At 67.6% G+C, this 12543-nt stretch carries 17 protein-coding genes; 14 read left to right on the plus strand and 3 right to left on the minus strand.

What is annotated here, in order from left to right; all coding sequences use genetic code 11:
- Positions 1 to 58 precede the first annotated feature (58 nt).
- From NF616_RS10150 to NF616_RS10165, 4 genes are all read left to right on the plus strand, one after another.
- Positions 59 to 892: a CheW domain-containing protein gene (locus NF616_RS10150; protein ID WP_252273123.1), complete on the plus strand. Its 834-nt coding sequence runs from the start codon at positions 59 to 61 to the stop codon at positions 890 to 892.
- 74 nt (positions 893 to 966) lie between these two features.
- A complete protein-coding gene (locus NF616_RS10155) occupies positions 967 to 1446 on the plus strand; it encodes a chemotaxis protein CheW (protein ID WP_252273125.1) in 480 nt (159 codons plus the stop codon).
- 3 nt (positions 1447 to 1449) lie between these two features.
- Positions 1450 to 1860, plus strand: coding sequence for a DUF2802 domain-containing protein (locus tag NF616_RS10160; protein ID WP_252273126.1), 411 nt, complete (start codon positions 1450 to 1452; stop codon positions 1858 to 1860).
- 123 nt (positions 1861 to 1983) lie between these two features.
- Entirely contained in the window at positions 1984 to 2460 is a 477-nt protein-coding gene (locus NF616_RS10165; RefSeq protein ID WP_252273127.1) for a rhodanese-like domain-containing protein, read from the plus strand.
- Here NF616_RS10165 and NF616_RS10170 read toward each other — a convergent pair.
- Both NF616_RS10170 and fliK read right to left on the minus strand, forming a co-directional pair.
- Positions 2405 to 2758, minus strand: a complete 354-nt coding sequence (locus NF616_RS10170) for an EscU/YscU/HrcU family type III secretion system export apparatus switch protein (protein ID WP_252273128.1) — start codon at positions 2756 to 2758, stop codon at positions 2405 to 2407. The genes NF616_RS10165 and NF616_RS10170 overlap by 56 nt on opposite strands.
- Positions 2755 to 4302 (minus strand): flagellar hook-length control protein FliK, encoded by a 1548-nt coding sequence (gene fliK / locus NF616_RS10175; RefSeq protein WP_252273130.1) that lies wholly within the window; start codon positions 4300 to 4302, stop codon positions 2755 to 2757. Before fliK ends, NF616_RS10170 begins: the two co-directional genes overlap by 4 nt.
- 149 nt (positions 4303 to 4451) lie before the next feature.
- Between fliK and ccmA the strand changes: the two genes are divergently transcribed.
- Genes ccmA through NF616_RS10225 form a run of 10 tightly spaced genes read left to right on the plus strand, consistent with a single transcriptional unit; the run spans position 4452 to position 11677 of the window.
- On the plus strand, positions 4452 to 5087 hold the full coding sequence (ccmA, locus tag NF616_RS10180) for a cytochrome c biogenesis heme-transporting ATPase CcmA (RefSeq protein WP_252273131.1): 636 nt from the start codon (positions 4452 to 4454) through the stop codon (positions 5085 to 5087).
- A complete protein-coding gene (gene ccmB / locus NF616_RS10185; RefSeq protein ID WP_252273133.1) occupies positions 5084 to 5755 on the plus strand; it encodes a heme exporter protein CcmB in 672 nt (223 codons plus the stop codon). Before ccmA ends, ccmB begins: the two co-directional genes overlap by 4 nt.
- Positions 5756 to 5768: 13 nt before the next feature.
- Entirely contained in the window at positions 5769 to 6527 is a 759-nt protein-coding gene (locus tag NF616_RS10190; protein ID WP_252273135.1) for a heme ABC transporter permease, read from the plus strand.
- Complete coding sequence (gene ccmD / locus NF616_RS10195; protein WP_252273136.1) at positions 6524 to 6715, plus strand: heme exporter protein CcmD; 192 nt, start codon at positions 6524 to 6526, stop codon at positions 6713 to 6715. Before NF616_RS10190 ends, ccmD begins: the two co-directional genes overlap by 4 nt.
- Positions 6712 to 7167, plus strand: a complete 456-nt coding sequence (ccmE, locus tag NF616_RS10200; RefSeq protein ID WP_252273138.1) for a cytochrome c maturation protein CcmE — start codon at positions 6712 to 6714, stop codon at positions 7165 to 7167. The genes ccmD and ccmE overlap by 4 nt, the downstream gene beginning before the upstream one ends.
- Positions 7168 to 7178: 11 nt before the next feature.
- Positions 7179 to 9152, plus strand: a complete 1974-nt coding sequence (locus NF616_RS10205; protein WP_252273393.1) for a heme lyase CcmF/NrfE family subunit — start codon at positions 7179 to 7181, stop codon at positions 9150 to 9152.
- Positions 9149 to 9682 carry a DsbE family thiol:disulfide interchange protein gene (locus NF616_RS10210; protein WP_252273140.1) on the plus strand — a complete coding sequence of 178 codons (534 nt, stop codon included), beginning with the start codon at positions 9149 to 9151 and terminating at the stop codon, positions 9680 to 9682. Before NF616_RS10205 ends, NF616_RS10210 begins: the two co-directional genes overlap by 4 nt.
- Positions 9679 to 10161 (plus strand): cytochrome c-type biogenesis protein, encoded by a 483-nt coding sequence (locus NF616_RS10215; RefSeq protein WP_252273141.1) that lies wholly within the window; start codon positions 9679 to 9681, stop codon positions 10159 to 10161. Before NF616_RS10210 ends, NF616_RS10215 begins: the two co-directional genes overlap by 4 nt.
- A complete protein-coding gene (ccmI, locus tag NF616_RS10220; protein WP_252273143.1) occupies positions 10161 to 11357 on the plus strand; it encodes a c-type cytochrome biogenesis protein CcmI in 1197 nt (398 codons plus the stop codon). The genes NF616_RS10215 and ccmI overlap by 1 nt, the downstream gene beginning before the upstream one ends.
- The gene (locus NF616_RS10225) at positions 11354 to 11677 is read left to right on the plus strand and encodes a hypothetical protein (RefSeq protein ID WP_252273144.1); all 324 of its coding nucleotides are present in this window, start codon (positions 11354 to 11356) and stop codon (positions 11675 to 11677) included. Before ccmI ends, NF616_RS10225 begins: the two co-directional genes overlap by 4 nt.
- Before the next feature lie 194 nt (positions 11678 to 11871).
- Here the strand turns inward: NF616_RS10225 and NF616_RS10230 are convergent, their stop codons facing one another.
- Positions 11872 to 12504, minus strand: a complete 633-nt coding sequence (locus tag NF616_RS10230) for an HD domain-containing protein (RefSeq protein WP_252273146.1) — start codon at positions 12502 to 12504, stop codon at positions 11872 to 11874.
- Between the last annotated feature and the right edge of the window lie 39 nt (positions 12505 to 12543).

The raw sequence follows: 12543 nt of genomic DNA on the forward strand, positions 1-12543 counted from the left end.
TTCAAGTCTTCGGCCGCACCTGCCGATAGGCTGTACAGACTCTTTCGTGGAATTCCCTATGAGCCGCATCTCCACCGCCGCCGTCCGACCCCAGCAGGCCCTGCAGTCCTATCTGGATGCCCTGCTGCAGGAGGCTGCCGTCGACCTGGAAGAGAGCATTAGCCTCGACGAGTTCGAGGCCGCCGTGATCGAGGAGCAGGTGCGCGATGCTCGCAGGGAAGAGGCCAAGCCGGTTCTGGTGAGGCCGCTGGCCTTAGCCGAGGCCAAGCCGCAAGTGCTGCCAACGATCGAGCTGCGCCTGCCGGAAGTGGCGCCGCTGATCGAGGTCGAGGTGGAGGCGCCGGTCGTGGTCGAGCCGGTAGTCGCCGAGCAAATTGAACAGGCGCCGGTGCCGGCCGCTGCGCCGAGTCTGGACGGCCGACCGGATTGGGCCGACGAACCCTTCGAATGCCTGCTGTTCGATGTCGCCGGTCTTACCCTGGCGGTGCCGCTGGTATGCCTGGGCTCCATCTACCCGCTGGCCGAGGCCGAGCTGACACCGCTGTTCGGCCAGCCCGACTGGTTCCTCGGCATACTGCCCAGCCAGGCGGGTAATCTGAAAGTGCTGGATACTGCGCGCTGGGTGATGCCCGAGCGCTACCGCGAGGATTTCCGCGAAGGGCTGCAGTACGTGATCTCCGTGGAGGGTTACGAGTGGGGGCTCGCGGTGCACCAGGTCAGCCGCTCGATCCGCCTGGAGCCCGACGAGATCAAATGGCGCAGCCAGCGCTCGCAGCGCCCCTGGCTGGCCGGTACCGTGATCGAACACATGTGCGCGCTGCTCGATGTCTCGGCCCTGGCCGAGCTGATCGCCAGCGGCGCCACACGCAACGGAGCGATCCGCGCGCACTGAATGCAACGCCTCGCGTGTGCGGGGCTCTATAGTTAACGACAAGCGGGCAGACCCGCGAACTTGAGGCTAGGGACATGAAGAAATCGTCAGCGCAGGGTTCCGAAGATCCGATTCTGCAGTGGGTGACCTTTCGCCTGGACAACGAGACCTACGGCATCAACGTGATGCAGGTGCAGGAAGTCCTGCGCTACACCGAGATCGCTCCGGTTCCGGGGGCGCCGGCCTATGTGCTCGGCATCATCAACCTGCGCGGCAACGTGGTGACCGTGATCGACACCCGCCAGCGCTTCGGCCTGCCGCCAGCGCCGGTCACCGACAACACCCGTATCGTCATCATCGAGGCGGACAAGCAGGTGGTCGGCATCCTGGTCGACAGCGTGGCCGAGGTGGTCTATCTGCGTCAGTCCGAGGTGGAAACCGCGCCCAACGTGGGTAACGACGAGTCCGCCAAGTTCATCCAGGGCGTTTGCAACAAGAACGGCGAACTGCTCATCCTGGTCGAGCTGGACAAGATGATGAGCGAGGAAGAGTGGTCCGAGCTGGAGAGCATCTGATCCATGCTCGTGATGGCGATCGCGGTGGCCGTACTTGGTCTGTTCTGCGTACTGCTGGCCGTGTCCTGCTATCAGCTGTCGCTGAAGCTGCGCCAGCAGGCGGAACTGCAGAAGGAGCGCGACGCGCTCCGCGATCAGCGCCTCAAGGAGCTGGCCAAGCGCCTGGACGCCTATCTCACCGGCAGCATCCGCATGGGCGAGGAGCTGCACGAGCTGCGCCGTGTGGTGGCGCCGCTGCCGGACAAGCTGAGCCAGATGGAGCAGCGCGATCCCTCCAGCCTGTCCTTCACCCAGGCTGCGCGCCTGGTGGGAATGGGCGCCAGTGTGGAAGACCTGACTCAGTCCTGCGGCCTCAGCCAGGCGGAGGCCGAGCTGGTCAGCCGTCTGCACCAGTCGCAGAAGCAGCGCTCCTGAGCGCCGCCTTAGGTCCTGGGGTTCTTATCCGCCGCCGTTGCGGCGTCAATGGTTCCTAGTCTGTCCTGCATTCCCGCCTAGTCTCAACACATGGGGCCACGTGACTTCCAGAGGAGGTCCGCCATGCGTTCGGGGCTGATATTCCTATTGCTGCTGATGTTGCCGCCTGCGCAGGCCAGCGAGGCGCCGCTGCAGGTCAGCGGGGCCACCACCATCAGCGTCATGCAGGCGCGCCAGCTGTATGAGTACGGTGTGCTGTTCATCGATGTGCGTCCGCCCCAGCAGTGGGGCTGGGGGCACGTTCACGGCGCGTTGCATCTGGAACTCGATGGCCGCTTCGCCGAGCTGCAGGGCACGGACTGGCCTCGGGAGATGCCGCTGGTGCTGTATTGCGACAGTGAGTTCTGCCCGCACAGCGCCGAGGCCGCGCGCCGCGCCGTGGACTGGGGCTTCCAGCAGATCTACTACTTCCGTGGCGGCTACTTCGCCTGGCAGTTGCTGGACTTTCCCCAGGGCAAGGGGCAGGAGGGCGAGCTGTTCGCCTTCATTCTCGGGGCGCCGCCAACAGCGGCGGGAGAGCCGAACCCGGTGGTGGAGTGACGTCGCGCTCCGCCGGGTCTTCGACGAAGCCTTCCGGGCGCTTGCCCTTGAGGTACCAGGCGAAAGCGATGATCTCGGCAATGCTGCGGTACAGCGGCTCCGGAATCGCGTCGCCCAGTTCCATGCGCGCCAGCAGGCGTACCAGTTCGGCGTTCTCGTAGATCGGCACTTCGTATTCGCGGGCGATGGCCAGGATGGCCTCGGCCAGCTCGTCGTCGCCCTTGGCCGTGAGGCTGGGCGCATTGCTGCCGTCGTAGGAGAGGGCGATGGCCTGGCGCGGTGCCTTGTCCTGCTTCATGCGGTTTCATCCACCCAGCGCTGCTCCAGATGCGTCTTCGGCCCCTGCGGCGGCATGCCCTGACAGCAGCTAAGCTCGCCAACCTCGAGGCCGGCACTCAGCAGGCGCTGACGCAGGTTGTCCAGCTCCTGGTCGATCAGCTTCACCGTCTCGGCGCGTTCGGCCCACAGCTGGCTGGACAAAGCGCCACGCAGCAGCTGTGCCTGGACCTGCAGCGGGCCCAGCGGGTCAAGGTCGAAAGCCAGGTCGATGCGCCACAGCGCTTCCTTCTGTTCCTTGCGCCCGTCGGGACCCGGCTCCTCGCGCTGCAGCTTGACCTGCAGCGGCACCACGTCGTGCTGGTTGCGCATTGGCAGCTCTAACTGCCAGGTGGTCAGCAGGTTGCCTTCCGGCGTCGTCTGGCTCTGCGCCAGGCTCGACAGCTGGTGGGTCTGCAGGCGCGACACGGCCGCCGCGGCCAGCTTGAGCAGGATCTCCAGATCGGGCTCGCCGTCCATCGACTGCAATAGTCGCGAGGGCAGCGGAAAGCTCATGGCCTGCTGACGCAGATTGGCCTGGCCGAGCGCGCCCAGGGCGTTGCGGGCGAAGGCGGGCAGGGCCTGTGCCAGCGCGCCGCCGGCACTGGTCGCTGGCATCGCCGCGCCACCGGGCAGGCCCGGCAGCAGTTGGGCGACCAGGCGCAGCAGGCTGGCCTTGAGATCCTGCGGCAGCTGCTGGGCCTGGCCACCGAGCAGCTTGGCCTCGAGAAACACGCCGCTCTGTTCAAGGGCCTTGGCCAGACCGTCGGCGGTGCCGAGCTGCTTGCCGTCTGGCAGCAGGCCGAGCAGCTTGTCGATGGTGGCGCGCAGGTCGGGCGACAGATCGCCCTGCTGGGCCATGCCCTGTAGGCCCTTGAACAATCCTTCCAGCGATCCCTGGCGGGCCTGTTGCGCGGCCAGTTGCTGGCCGAGTACCAATTGATCGAGTCGACCGCTGAGCGGCAGGAAGCTGAGGCTCTGGCTGCCCTGGACTTGCGCCGTCACCAGGCTGCCGAGGGCCAGCGGAAGCGTTGTTTCGACGTCCAGCTTGCTGCCGGCCAGCGGCGTGTTGAGCAGGCTCACCACCACCCGGTAGAGCGCCTGCTGGCCCTTGGCCTGGGCGATCTGCTCGCGCGCCTCGACCTTGCCCTGCAGCAGCGTGCCGGCCGGTACCTGTTCGAGGTCCAGCGCGCCGAGCGTGCCGCCGCTCGAGCCTTGCAGCGCCACCGCCAGGCGGGTGTCGGAGAGTGCGGTCACGGCCAGCGTGGTGCCCTGGGCCAGGGGCCGGGTGCTGCTCGCCTCTAGGGTGGCCTGCTTGCCGTTGTCCAGGGTCAGCTTGAGCAACAGCTGGAAGTTCTGCGCCGCCTCCTTGGCGACTATCACTTCGGCCTTGGCGGTTTCGCCCGGCATCAGCGTGCCGTCGAGCGGCTGCAGCAGCTTGACGGCGAGATCGGCGGGATTGGGCTGGGCAGGGCGAATGGCCGGCGGGGTCGCGGGAAGCGGGCGAGGACTGCTGATTTCTGCCATGGCCGGGTCACACCCTGTCAAAAAGCCGGCTTCGGAGGGTAAAGCCCGGCATGTATAATGCCGGCCGTTTCGGGCTGGCTGTACGGTCAACTTGCCACAGTATAGCGGCCGGCCCCCCTCCGACTTGAACCCCTCCGGAACGCCATGCAGTGACCAGTCCTCGCCTCCAAGCCGTAGCTCTCGCCTGTGAGCGGGACTGGCGCCTGCTGTTCGAGGGCCTGGATTTGGACCTCGGCGCCGGCACCCTGTTGCAGGTGGCCGGGCCCAACGGCAGCGGCAAGACCAGCCTGCTGCGCCTGCTCGCCGGGTTGATGCAGCCCACCGCCGGCGAGGTGCTGCTGAACGGCAGGCCGCTGGCGCGACAGGGTGGCGAGCTGGGCGACAGCCTGCTGTGGATCGGCCACGCGGCCGGCATCAAGGGGCTGCTTACCGCGGAGGAGAATCTGGCCTGGCTCTGTGCGCTGCATAGGCCGGCCGGGCGCGAAGCTATCTGGCAGGCGCTGGAGGCGGTCGGTCTGCGCGGCTTCGAGGATGTACCCTGTCACACCCTGTCTGCCGGCCAGCAACGCCGTGTCGGCCTGGCCCGGCTGTATCTGGACGCACCGCCATTGTGGATTCTCGACGAGCCCTTCACCGCCCTGGACAAGCAGGGCGTCGCGCAGCTGGAGGCACATCTGGCGCACCACTGCGATGGCGGCGGCATGGTGGTGCTCACCACCCACCACAGCCTGACCGAGAAGCCCGCCGGCTATCGCGAACTGGACCTGGGGCGGCGCAGCGCATGAACAACGTCTTCCTCCTGCTGCTGTCACGCGAGGCGCGCCTGCTGTTCCGCCGTCCGGCCGAGCTGGCCAACCCGCTGGTGTTCTTCGCCATCGTCATCGCGCTGTTTCCGCTGGCCGTCGGCCCCGAGACCAATCTGTTACAGACCTTGTCGCCCGGGCTGATCTGGGTCGCGGCGCTGCTGGCCGTGCTGCTCTCGCTGGACGGGCTGTTCCGCAGCGATTTCGAGGACGGCTCGCTGGAGCAGTGGGTCCTTTCGTCGCACCCGCTGCCCCTTCTGGTCCTGGCCAAGGTGCTGGCACACTGGCTGTTCTCGGGGCTGGCGCTGGTGCTGCTGGCGCCGCTGCTGGCGCTGATGCTCGGTCTGCCAGGGCGTTGCCTGCCGGTGCTGCTCGGCTCGCTGCTGCTCGGCACCCCGGTACTCAGCCTGCTCGGCGCAGTGGGCGCGGCGCTGACCGTCGGCCTCAAGCGCGGCGGGCTGCTGCTGGCGCTGTTGATTCTGCCGCTGTACATCCCGGTGCTGATACTCGGCACCGGGGCGCTGCAGGCGGCCCTGCAAGGATTGCCGGCGGCCGGTCACCTGTTGTGGCTGGCCAGCCTGACCGCCCTGGCGGTCACCCTGACACCCTTTGCAATTGGCGCCGGACTGCGAATCAGTGTCGGCGAATAACTAAAGAGTCACCGTGATGAGATGGACCTGGTTTCACCAGTGGGGTTCGCCCAAGTGGTTCTATGAGCGCAGCGGCCGCTGGCTGCCGTGGCTGACCGCGGCTGCCGTCGTGCTGCTGGCCGTTGGCATCGTCTGGGGCCTGGCCTTCGCGCCGCCCGAGAAGTATCAGGGCAACAGCTACCGGATCATCTACATCCACGTGCCGGCGGCGTTCCTCGCCCAGTCCTGCTACCTGCTGATGGCGGTGGCCGGCCTGGTCGGTCTGGTGTGGAAGATGAAGCTGGCCGATGTGGCGCTGCAGCAGGCCGCGCCGATCGGCGCCTGGCTGTGCTTCGTCGCGCTGGTCACTGGCGCCATCTGGGGCAAGCCGACCTGGGGCACCTACTGGGTGTGGGACGCGCGCCTGACCTCGATGCTGATCCTGCTGTTCCTCTACTTCGGCGTCATCGCCCTGGGCAACGCCATCACCAACCGCGACAGCGCGGCCAAGGCCTGCGCCGTATTGGCGCTGGTCGGTGCGGTGAATATCCCGATCATCCAGAAGTCGGTGGAGTGGTGGAATACCCTGCACCAGCCGGCCACCTTCAAGGTCACCGGCAAGGCCAGCATGAACGCCGAGATGTGGCTGCCGCTGCTGCTCTGCGTACTCGGCTTCTACTGCTTCCTCGGCGCGGTGCTGCTCTATCGCATGCGCACCGAAGTGCTCAAGCGCGAGGCCCGCAGCAGCTGGGTGAAGGCCGAGGTCGGTCGTCTGGTGGAGGGCAGGGCATGAGCTTCGCCTCCTTCTCCGAATTCCTCGCCATGGGCAGCCATGGCGTCTACGTGTGGTCGGCCTACGGCATCAGCCTGGCGGTACTGGTCCTCAACGTCGCGTTGCCGATCCTAGCGCGCCGGCGTTACCTGCAAGACGAGGCGCGCCGTCTGCGCCGGGAGAAGCCCCTCCAGGAGAAAGAAAGTTGAACGCGGTCCGCAAGAAACGCCTGTACATCGTCCTGGCCATCCTGGTCGGCGTCTCCGCCGCCGTGGCCCTGGCCCTCAGCGCGCTGCAGGAGAACATCAACCTGTTCTACACCCCGACCCAGATCGCCAATGGCGAGGCGCCCAAGGATACCCGCATCCGTGCCGGTGGCATGGTCGCCAAGGGCTCGGTCAAGCGCTCCGCCGATTCGTTGGACGTCGAGTTCGTGGTCACCGACTTCGCCAAGAACGTGACCATCCGCTACCGCGGCATCCTGCCGGACCTGTTCCGCGAGGAGCAGGGCATCGTCGCCCTCGGCAAGCTGAATGACCAAGGCGTGCTGGTCGCCGACGAGGTGCTGGCCAAGCACGACGAGAACTACATGCCGCCGGAAGTCACCAAGGCGCTCAAAGAGAGCGGAAAACTGCCGGCCGATGGCGAGGCACAGCAATGACCGCCGCGCTGATGATCCCCGAACTGGGCCACATAGCCCTGATCCTCGCCCTGTGCCTGGCGCTGGTGCAGGCAACGCTGCCGCTGATCGGTGCCTGGCTCGGCGATCGCCAGTGGATGGGCCTGGCCCAGCCGGCGGCCTGGGGCCAGTTCGCCATGCTGGCCTTCGCCTTCGCCTGCCTGACCTGGGCGTTCATGGCCGACGACTTCTCCGTGGCCTACGTGGCCAGCAACTCCAACAGCGCGCTGCCCTGGTACTACAAGTTCAGCGCCGTGTGGGGCGCGCACGAGGGCTCGCTGCTGCTGTGGGCGCTGATTCTCGCCGGCTGGACCTTCGCCGTAGCGATCTTCTCGCGCCAGCTGCCGGACGTGATGCTGGCCCGGGTGCTGGCCGTGATGGGCATGATCAGCGTCGGCTTCCTGCTGTTCCTGATCGTCACCTCCAACCCGTTCGAGCGGTTGCTGGTCAACACGCCGATGGACGGCCGCGACCTCAATCCGCTGCTGCAGGACTTCGGCCTGATCGTCCATCCGCCGATGCTCTACATGGGCTACGTCGGCTTCTCGGTGGCCTTCGCCTTCGCCATCGCCGCTCTGCTCGGCGGCAAGCTGGATGCCGCCTGGGCGCGCTGGTCGCGGCCGTGGACCATCATCGCCTGGGCCTTCCTCGGCGTCGGCATCGCCCTGGGCTCCTGGTGGGCCTACTACGAACTGGGCTGGGGCGGCTGGTGGTTCTGGGACCCGGTGGAGAACGCCTCCTTCATGCCCTGGCTGGTCGGCACGGCGCTGATCCACTCGCTGGCCGTCACCGAGAAGCGCGGCGTGTTCAAGAGCTGGACCGTGCTGCTGGCCATCGCCGCGTTCTCCCTCAGCCTGCTCGGTACTTTCCTGGTCCGCTCCGGCGTGCTGACCTCGGTGCATGCCTTCGCCAACGACCCGGAGCGCGGCGTGTTCATCCTGGTGTTCCTGCTGGTCGTGGTCGGCAGCTCGCTGGCGCTGTTCGCCCTGCGTGCGCCGGTGGTCAAGAGCCAGGTGGGCTTCGCCCTGTGGTCGCGCGAGACCTTCCTGCTGGCCAACAACCTGGTGCTGGTGGTGGCCGCCTCGATGATCCTGCTCGGCACCCTCTACCCGCTGGTGCTGGACGCGCTGACCGGCGCCAAGCTGTCGGTCGGCCCGCCTTACTTCAATGCCCTGTTTGTGCCGCTGATGGCGCTGCTGATGCTGGTCCTGGCGGTCGGCGTACTGGTGCGCTGGAAGGACACTCCGGTGAAGTGGCTGACCGGCATGCTCACCCCGGTGCTGATCGGCGCCGCGGTGCTCGGCTTCCTCGCCAGCTGGGCCTTCGGCGACTTCCACTGGAGCGTGCTGGCGGTGTTCCTGCTGGCCTTCTGGGTGTTGCTGGCGGGCGTGCGCGACCTGCTCGACAAGTGCCGCCACAAGGGCCTACTCAAGGGCGTTCGCAGCCTCTCCAGCAGCTACTGGGGCATGCAGCTGGCGCACCTGGGCATTGCCGCCTGCGCCGTTGGTGTGGTGCTGGTCAGCCATGGCAGCGCCGAGCGCGACCTGCGGCTGGCGCCGGGCGAGTCGCTGGAACTCGGTGGCTACCGTTTCGTCTTCGAGGGCGCGGAGCACTTCGAAGGGCCGAACTTCACCTCGGACAAGGGCACCGTGCGCGTGCTGGACGAGGGCGAGGAGATCGCCGTGCTGCACCCGGAGAAGCGCCTGTACACCGTGCAGCAGATGCCGATGACCGAGGCGGGCATCGATGCCGGCTTCACCCGCGATCTCTACGTTGCCCTCGGTGAGCCGCTGGAGGATGGCGCCTGGGCCGTGCGCGTGCACATCAAGCCCTACGTACGCTGGATCTGGCTGGGCGGCCTGATGATGGGCCTCGGCGGCCTGCTGGCGGCGCTCGACCCGCGCTACCGGGTCAAGGTGCGCACCCGTGTGCGTGATGTGCTGGGCATGAAGGAGGCCACCGCATGAAGCGCCTGATCCTGTTGCTGCCGCTGGCGCTGTTCCTCGGCGTGGCGGTGTTTCTGTACCGCGGCCTGTTCCTCAACCCGCAGGAGCTGCCCTCGGCACTGATCGACAAGCCGCTGCCGGCCTTCAGCCTATCGGACCTGAAGAACGAGCAGCGCCTGGTCACCGAGAAGGACCTCGAGGGCCCGGCCCTGGTCAATGTCTGGGCCACCTGGTGCCCGACCTGCAAGGCCGAGCACCAGATGCTCAATCGCCTGGCCCAGGCCGGCGTGATCATCCACGGGGTCAACTACAAGGACGACGGCGAGGCCGCGCGCAAGTGGCTCAAGGACTACCTCGATCCCTATCAGGTCAACATCGCCGATCCCAAGGGATCGCTGGGCATCAACCTGGGCGTCTACGGCGCGCCCGAGACCTTCCTGATCGACGCCCAGGGCATCATCCGCCACAAGTACGTCGGCGCCATCGACGAGCGTGTCTGGCGCGAGGAACTGGCGCCGCGCTACCAGGCACTGCTGGAGGACGGTCAGTGAGGCGCCTGCTGATCGCCTGCCTGCTGGGCCTGAGCCTGGTCGGCGCCGCCCGCGCCGCCATCGACACCTATCAGTTCAAGGACGAGGTCGAGCGCGAGCGCTTCCGCAGCCTCACCGAAGAGCTGCGTTGCCCCAAGTGCCAGAACCAGAACATCGCCGACTCCAACGCGCCGATCGCCACCGACCTGCGCCGCGAGATCTACCGCATGCTGGAGGAGGGCCGGAGCGACAGGGAAATCGTCGATTTTCTGGTCATGCGCTACGGCGACTTCGTGATGTACAAACCGCCGCTGGACAGCCGCACCTGGCTGCTCTGGTATGGGCCGTTCGGCCTGCTGGGCCTGGGCGCCATCGCCCTTTGCGTGCTGGTGCTGCGCCGCCGCAAGGTCGAAAAGGCGCCCGAGCGGGTGGCCCTGAGCGCCGCCGAACATGAGCGCCTCAACGCGCTGCTGAAAGAAACCCGGGATACCCAAGACTGATGATCGAATTCTGGCTCGCCGTCGGCCTGTTGCTGCTGGTCGGCACGGCTTTTCTGCTGATCCCGCTGCTGCGCGGCCGTCGCGCCCAGGCCGAGGAAGACCGCACCGCGCTCAACGTCGCGCTGTACCAAGAGCGCCTCGCCGAGCTCACCGCCCAGCGTGACGCCGGCACCCTCACCGCCGCGCAGTTCGAAGCCGGTCAGGCCGAGGCCGCGCGCGAGCTGCTGGCCGACACCGAGGGCGCAGGCACTGGCCGCGGCCATCGCCTGGGCCGCGCCTTGCCGCTGCTGATCGCCCTGGCCGTGCCGGGCCTGGCCTTCGGCCTGTATTGGCACTGGGGCGCCAGTCAGGAGCTGACGGCCCTGCAGGAGCAGCCGAGCATGGACCAGATGACCGCGCGCCTGGAGCAGGCAGTCAAGGACAACCCCGAGTCTGCCGAGGCCTGGTACTTCCTGGCGCGCCTGTACATGGGCGAGGGCCGCGCCGCCGAGGCGGCCAAAGCCTACGAGCAGGCCGTGCGCGTGGCCGGGCGTCAGCCCGAGCTGCTCGGCCAGTGGGCCCAGGCGCTGTATTTCGTCAAGGGCAAGCAGTGGGATCAGGAACTGCAGGCGCTGACCGACGAGGCGCTGAAGCTGGATGCCGGCGAGGTGACCAGCCTCGGCCTGCTCGGCATCGCCGCCTTCGAGGACGAGCGCTTCGCCGACGCCGCCAGCTACTGGCAGCGCCTGCTGGAGCAGATGCCGGCGGACGATCCGTCGCGCGCCTCGATCCAGGTCGGCATCGACAAGGCCCGCGAGCAGCTGCAGGCCAGCGGCCAGCCGGCCCCTGAAGAGCTGGTCAACAAGTCCATGGCGGTGATCAGCGTCAGCGTCGACCTGGCCCCGGAACTCAAGGCCAAGGTGCAGCCGGGCGACGCGGTGTTCATCTTCGCCCGCGCTGCCTCAGGCCCGCCCATGCCGCTGGCGGTCAAGCGCCTGACCGTGGCCGACCTGCCGGCGAAGGTCGAGCTGAGCGATAAGGATGCGATGATGGAGCAGCTCAAGCTCTCCAGCTTCGCCGAGGTGCAGCTGGTTGCGCGCATCTCGCGCAGCGGCGTGGCCACCCAGGGTGAGTGGGTCGGCCGCGGCCAGCCGATTCCCAGCAGCACCCGCGAACCCCAGCAACTGTTGATCGACAGCCCGGAGCAGGCGCAATGAACAAGGCATGTCTTTCCCTGACCCTGCTGCTCGCCCTGAGCGGCTGCGCCCTGCAACCGGGCGTCACGTCCAAGGACGACGCCCCCGCGCAGAAGCAGCAGAGCCACCCGCGCTACGCGCCGCCGCCCGGCGGCAATGCCTACTGGGACCCGGCGCTGGGCGTATACGTGATCCAGGGCGCCGACAAGCTGTACTACCGCGAGCGCGTGTATTACCGCTGGAGCCGCGGCTGGACCTGGGCCAGCAGCCCCAACGGCCCGTGGCAGCCCACCGACAGCAGCGGCGTGCCGGCTGGGCTCGGTCGGACCATCGCCGACTAAGAACCATCCCGTATCTCTTGATCGTCGGCCATGCGGCGTTGAAATGGGGCGGGACGCGTAGTCTCGGACTGCTCATTTACACCTCGTAAAGTCGCCCGCGACTCCGAACGGTCCTCGCCCCACTGATTCGCTGGCGCTCACCCTTTGGGCCAGCCTAGCTGTTACTCCCGCTGGTCGTTGCGCCTTGCCTGGCTCTAGCTCAAGAGATTCGGAATAGGTTCTAGAGCGGTCAGCGCAGCCTCCAGATTGCGCCGGGCCGGCTCCTCCCACAGGGCCGCCAGCGGCGCGTGCTGATAGAGCGCCGGTGTATCCAGCAGCTGGCGCAGCAGCCTGGCGCGGCCGGCGCGGAACAGCGGCTCCGGCACCCAGGCGTACTCGGTGCGCACCGCCGCCTCGTAGCCGGCATACGTCCGCTCATCCGTGGCCAGGATGGACAGGTCGATGTCCACCACCAGGGCAGCGTCGGCCTCCGCCGGCGCCTCCTGATGGCGGGTGGCGAGGATCATCTCGCGCAGCGCCGGTGCCCGTTCACCGAGCCCGGCGTCCTCCAGCCACTGGCAGGCGCGTTCGGCGCTGGCCGCCTCGTTGTCCTGGCGGCGAGTGTCGTAGATCAGATCGTGGGTCCACAGCGCCAGCTCCAACAGCGCGGCGTCCCCGGCCAAGTGGCGCCAGCGGTCCAGATGGCCCAGGCAGGCCTCGATATGGGCGCTCCCGTGGTAGTGGCGATCCGCTGCGGCATACGCGGCGCTCAGCTCGGCGAAGCAGCCCCTCGGCAGGGGGCCGCCGAGTGTCTGCCACAGGTCGTTCCAGCGTGTTTCCGAGAGCATCCATGGCCTCTCCAGAATGGGGCGGACAGCATAGCGCGG

The sequence above is a fragment of the Pseudomonas subflava genome (assembly GCF_023823685.1).
GTDB classification, from domain to species: Bacteria; Pseudomonadota; Gammaproteobacteria; order Pseudomonadales; family Pseudomonadaceae; genus Aquipseudomonas; species Aquipseudomonas subflava.

Excerpts from the sequence above, each read along its gene's own strand:
- NF616_RS10150 (WP_252273123.1), top strand. The coding sequence starts at position 59 with ATGAGCCGCATCTCCACCGCCGCCGTCCGACCCCAGCAGGCCCTGCAG.
- NF616_RS10155 (WP_252273125.1), top strand. The coding sequence starts at position 967 with ATGAAGAAATCGTCAGCGCAGGGTTCCGAAGATCCGATTCTGCAGTGG.
- NF616_RS10160 (WP_252273126.1), top strand. The coding sequence starts at position 1,450 with ATGCTCGTGATGGCGATCGCGGTGGCCGTACTTGGTCTGTTCTGCGTA.
- NF616_RS10165 (WP_252273127.1), top strand. The coding sequence starts at position 1,984 with ATGCGTTCGGGGCTGATATTCCTATTGCTGCTGATGTTGCCGCCTGCG.
- NF616_RS10170 (WP_252273128.1), bottom strand. The coding sequence starts at position 2,758 with ATGAAGCAGGACAAGGCACCGCGCCAGGCCATCGCCCTCTCCTACGAC.
- fliK (WP_252273130.1), bottom strand. The coding sequence starts at position 4,302 with ATGGCAGAAATCAGCAGTCCTCGCCCGCTTCCCGCGACCCCGCCGGCC.
- ccmB (WP_252273133.1), top strand. The coding sequence starts at position 5,084 with ATGAACAACGTCTTCCTCCTGCTGCTGTCACGCGAGGCGCGCCTGCTG.
- ccmD (WP_252273136.1), top strand. The coding sequence starts at position 6,524 with ATGAGCTTCGCCTCCTTCTCCGAATTCCTCGCCATGGGCAGCCATGGC.
- NF616_RS10205 (WP_252273393.1), top strand. The coding sequence starts at position 7,179 with ATGATCCCCGAACTGGGCCACATAGCCCTGATCCTCGCCCTGTGCCTG.
- NF616_RS10210 (WP_252273140.1), top strand. The coding sequence starts at position 9,149 with ATGAAGCGCCTGATCCTGTTGCTGCCGCTGGCGCTGTTCCTCGGCGTG.
- ccmI (WP_252273143.1), top strand. The coding sequence starts at position 10,161 with ATGATCGAATTCTGGCTCGCCGTCGGCCTGTTGCTGCTGGTCGGCACG.
- NF616_RS10225 (WP_252273144.1), top strand. The coding sequence starts at position 11,354 with ATGAACAAGGCATGTCTTTCCCTGACCCTGCTGCTCGCCCTGAGCGGC.
- NF616_RS10230 (WP_252273146.1), bottom strand. The coding sequence starts at position 12,504 with ATGCTCTCGGAAACACGCTGGAACGACCTGTGGCAGACACTCGGCGGC.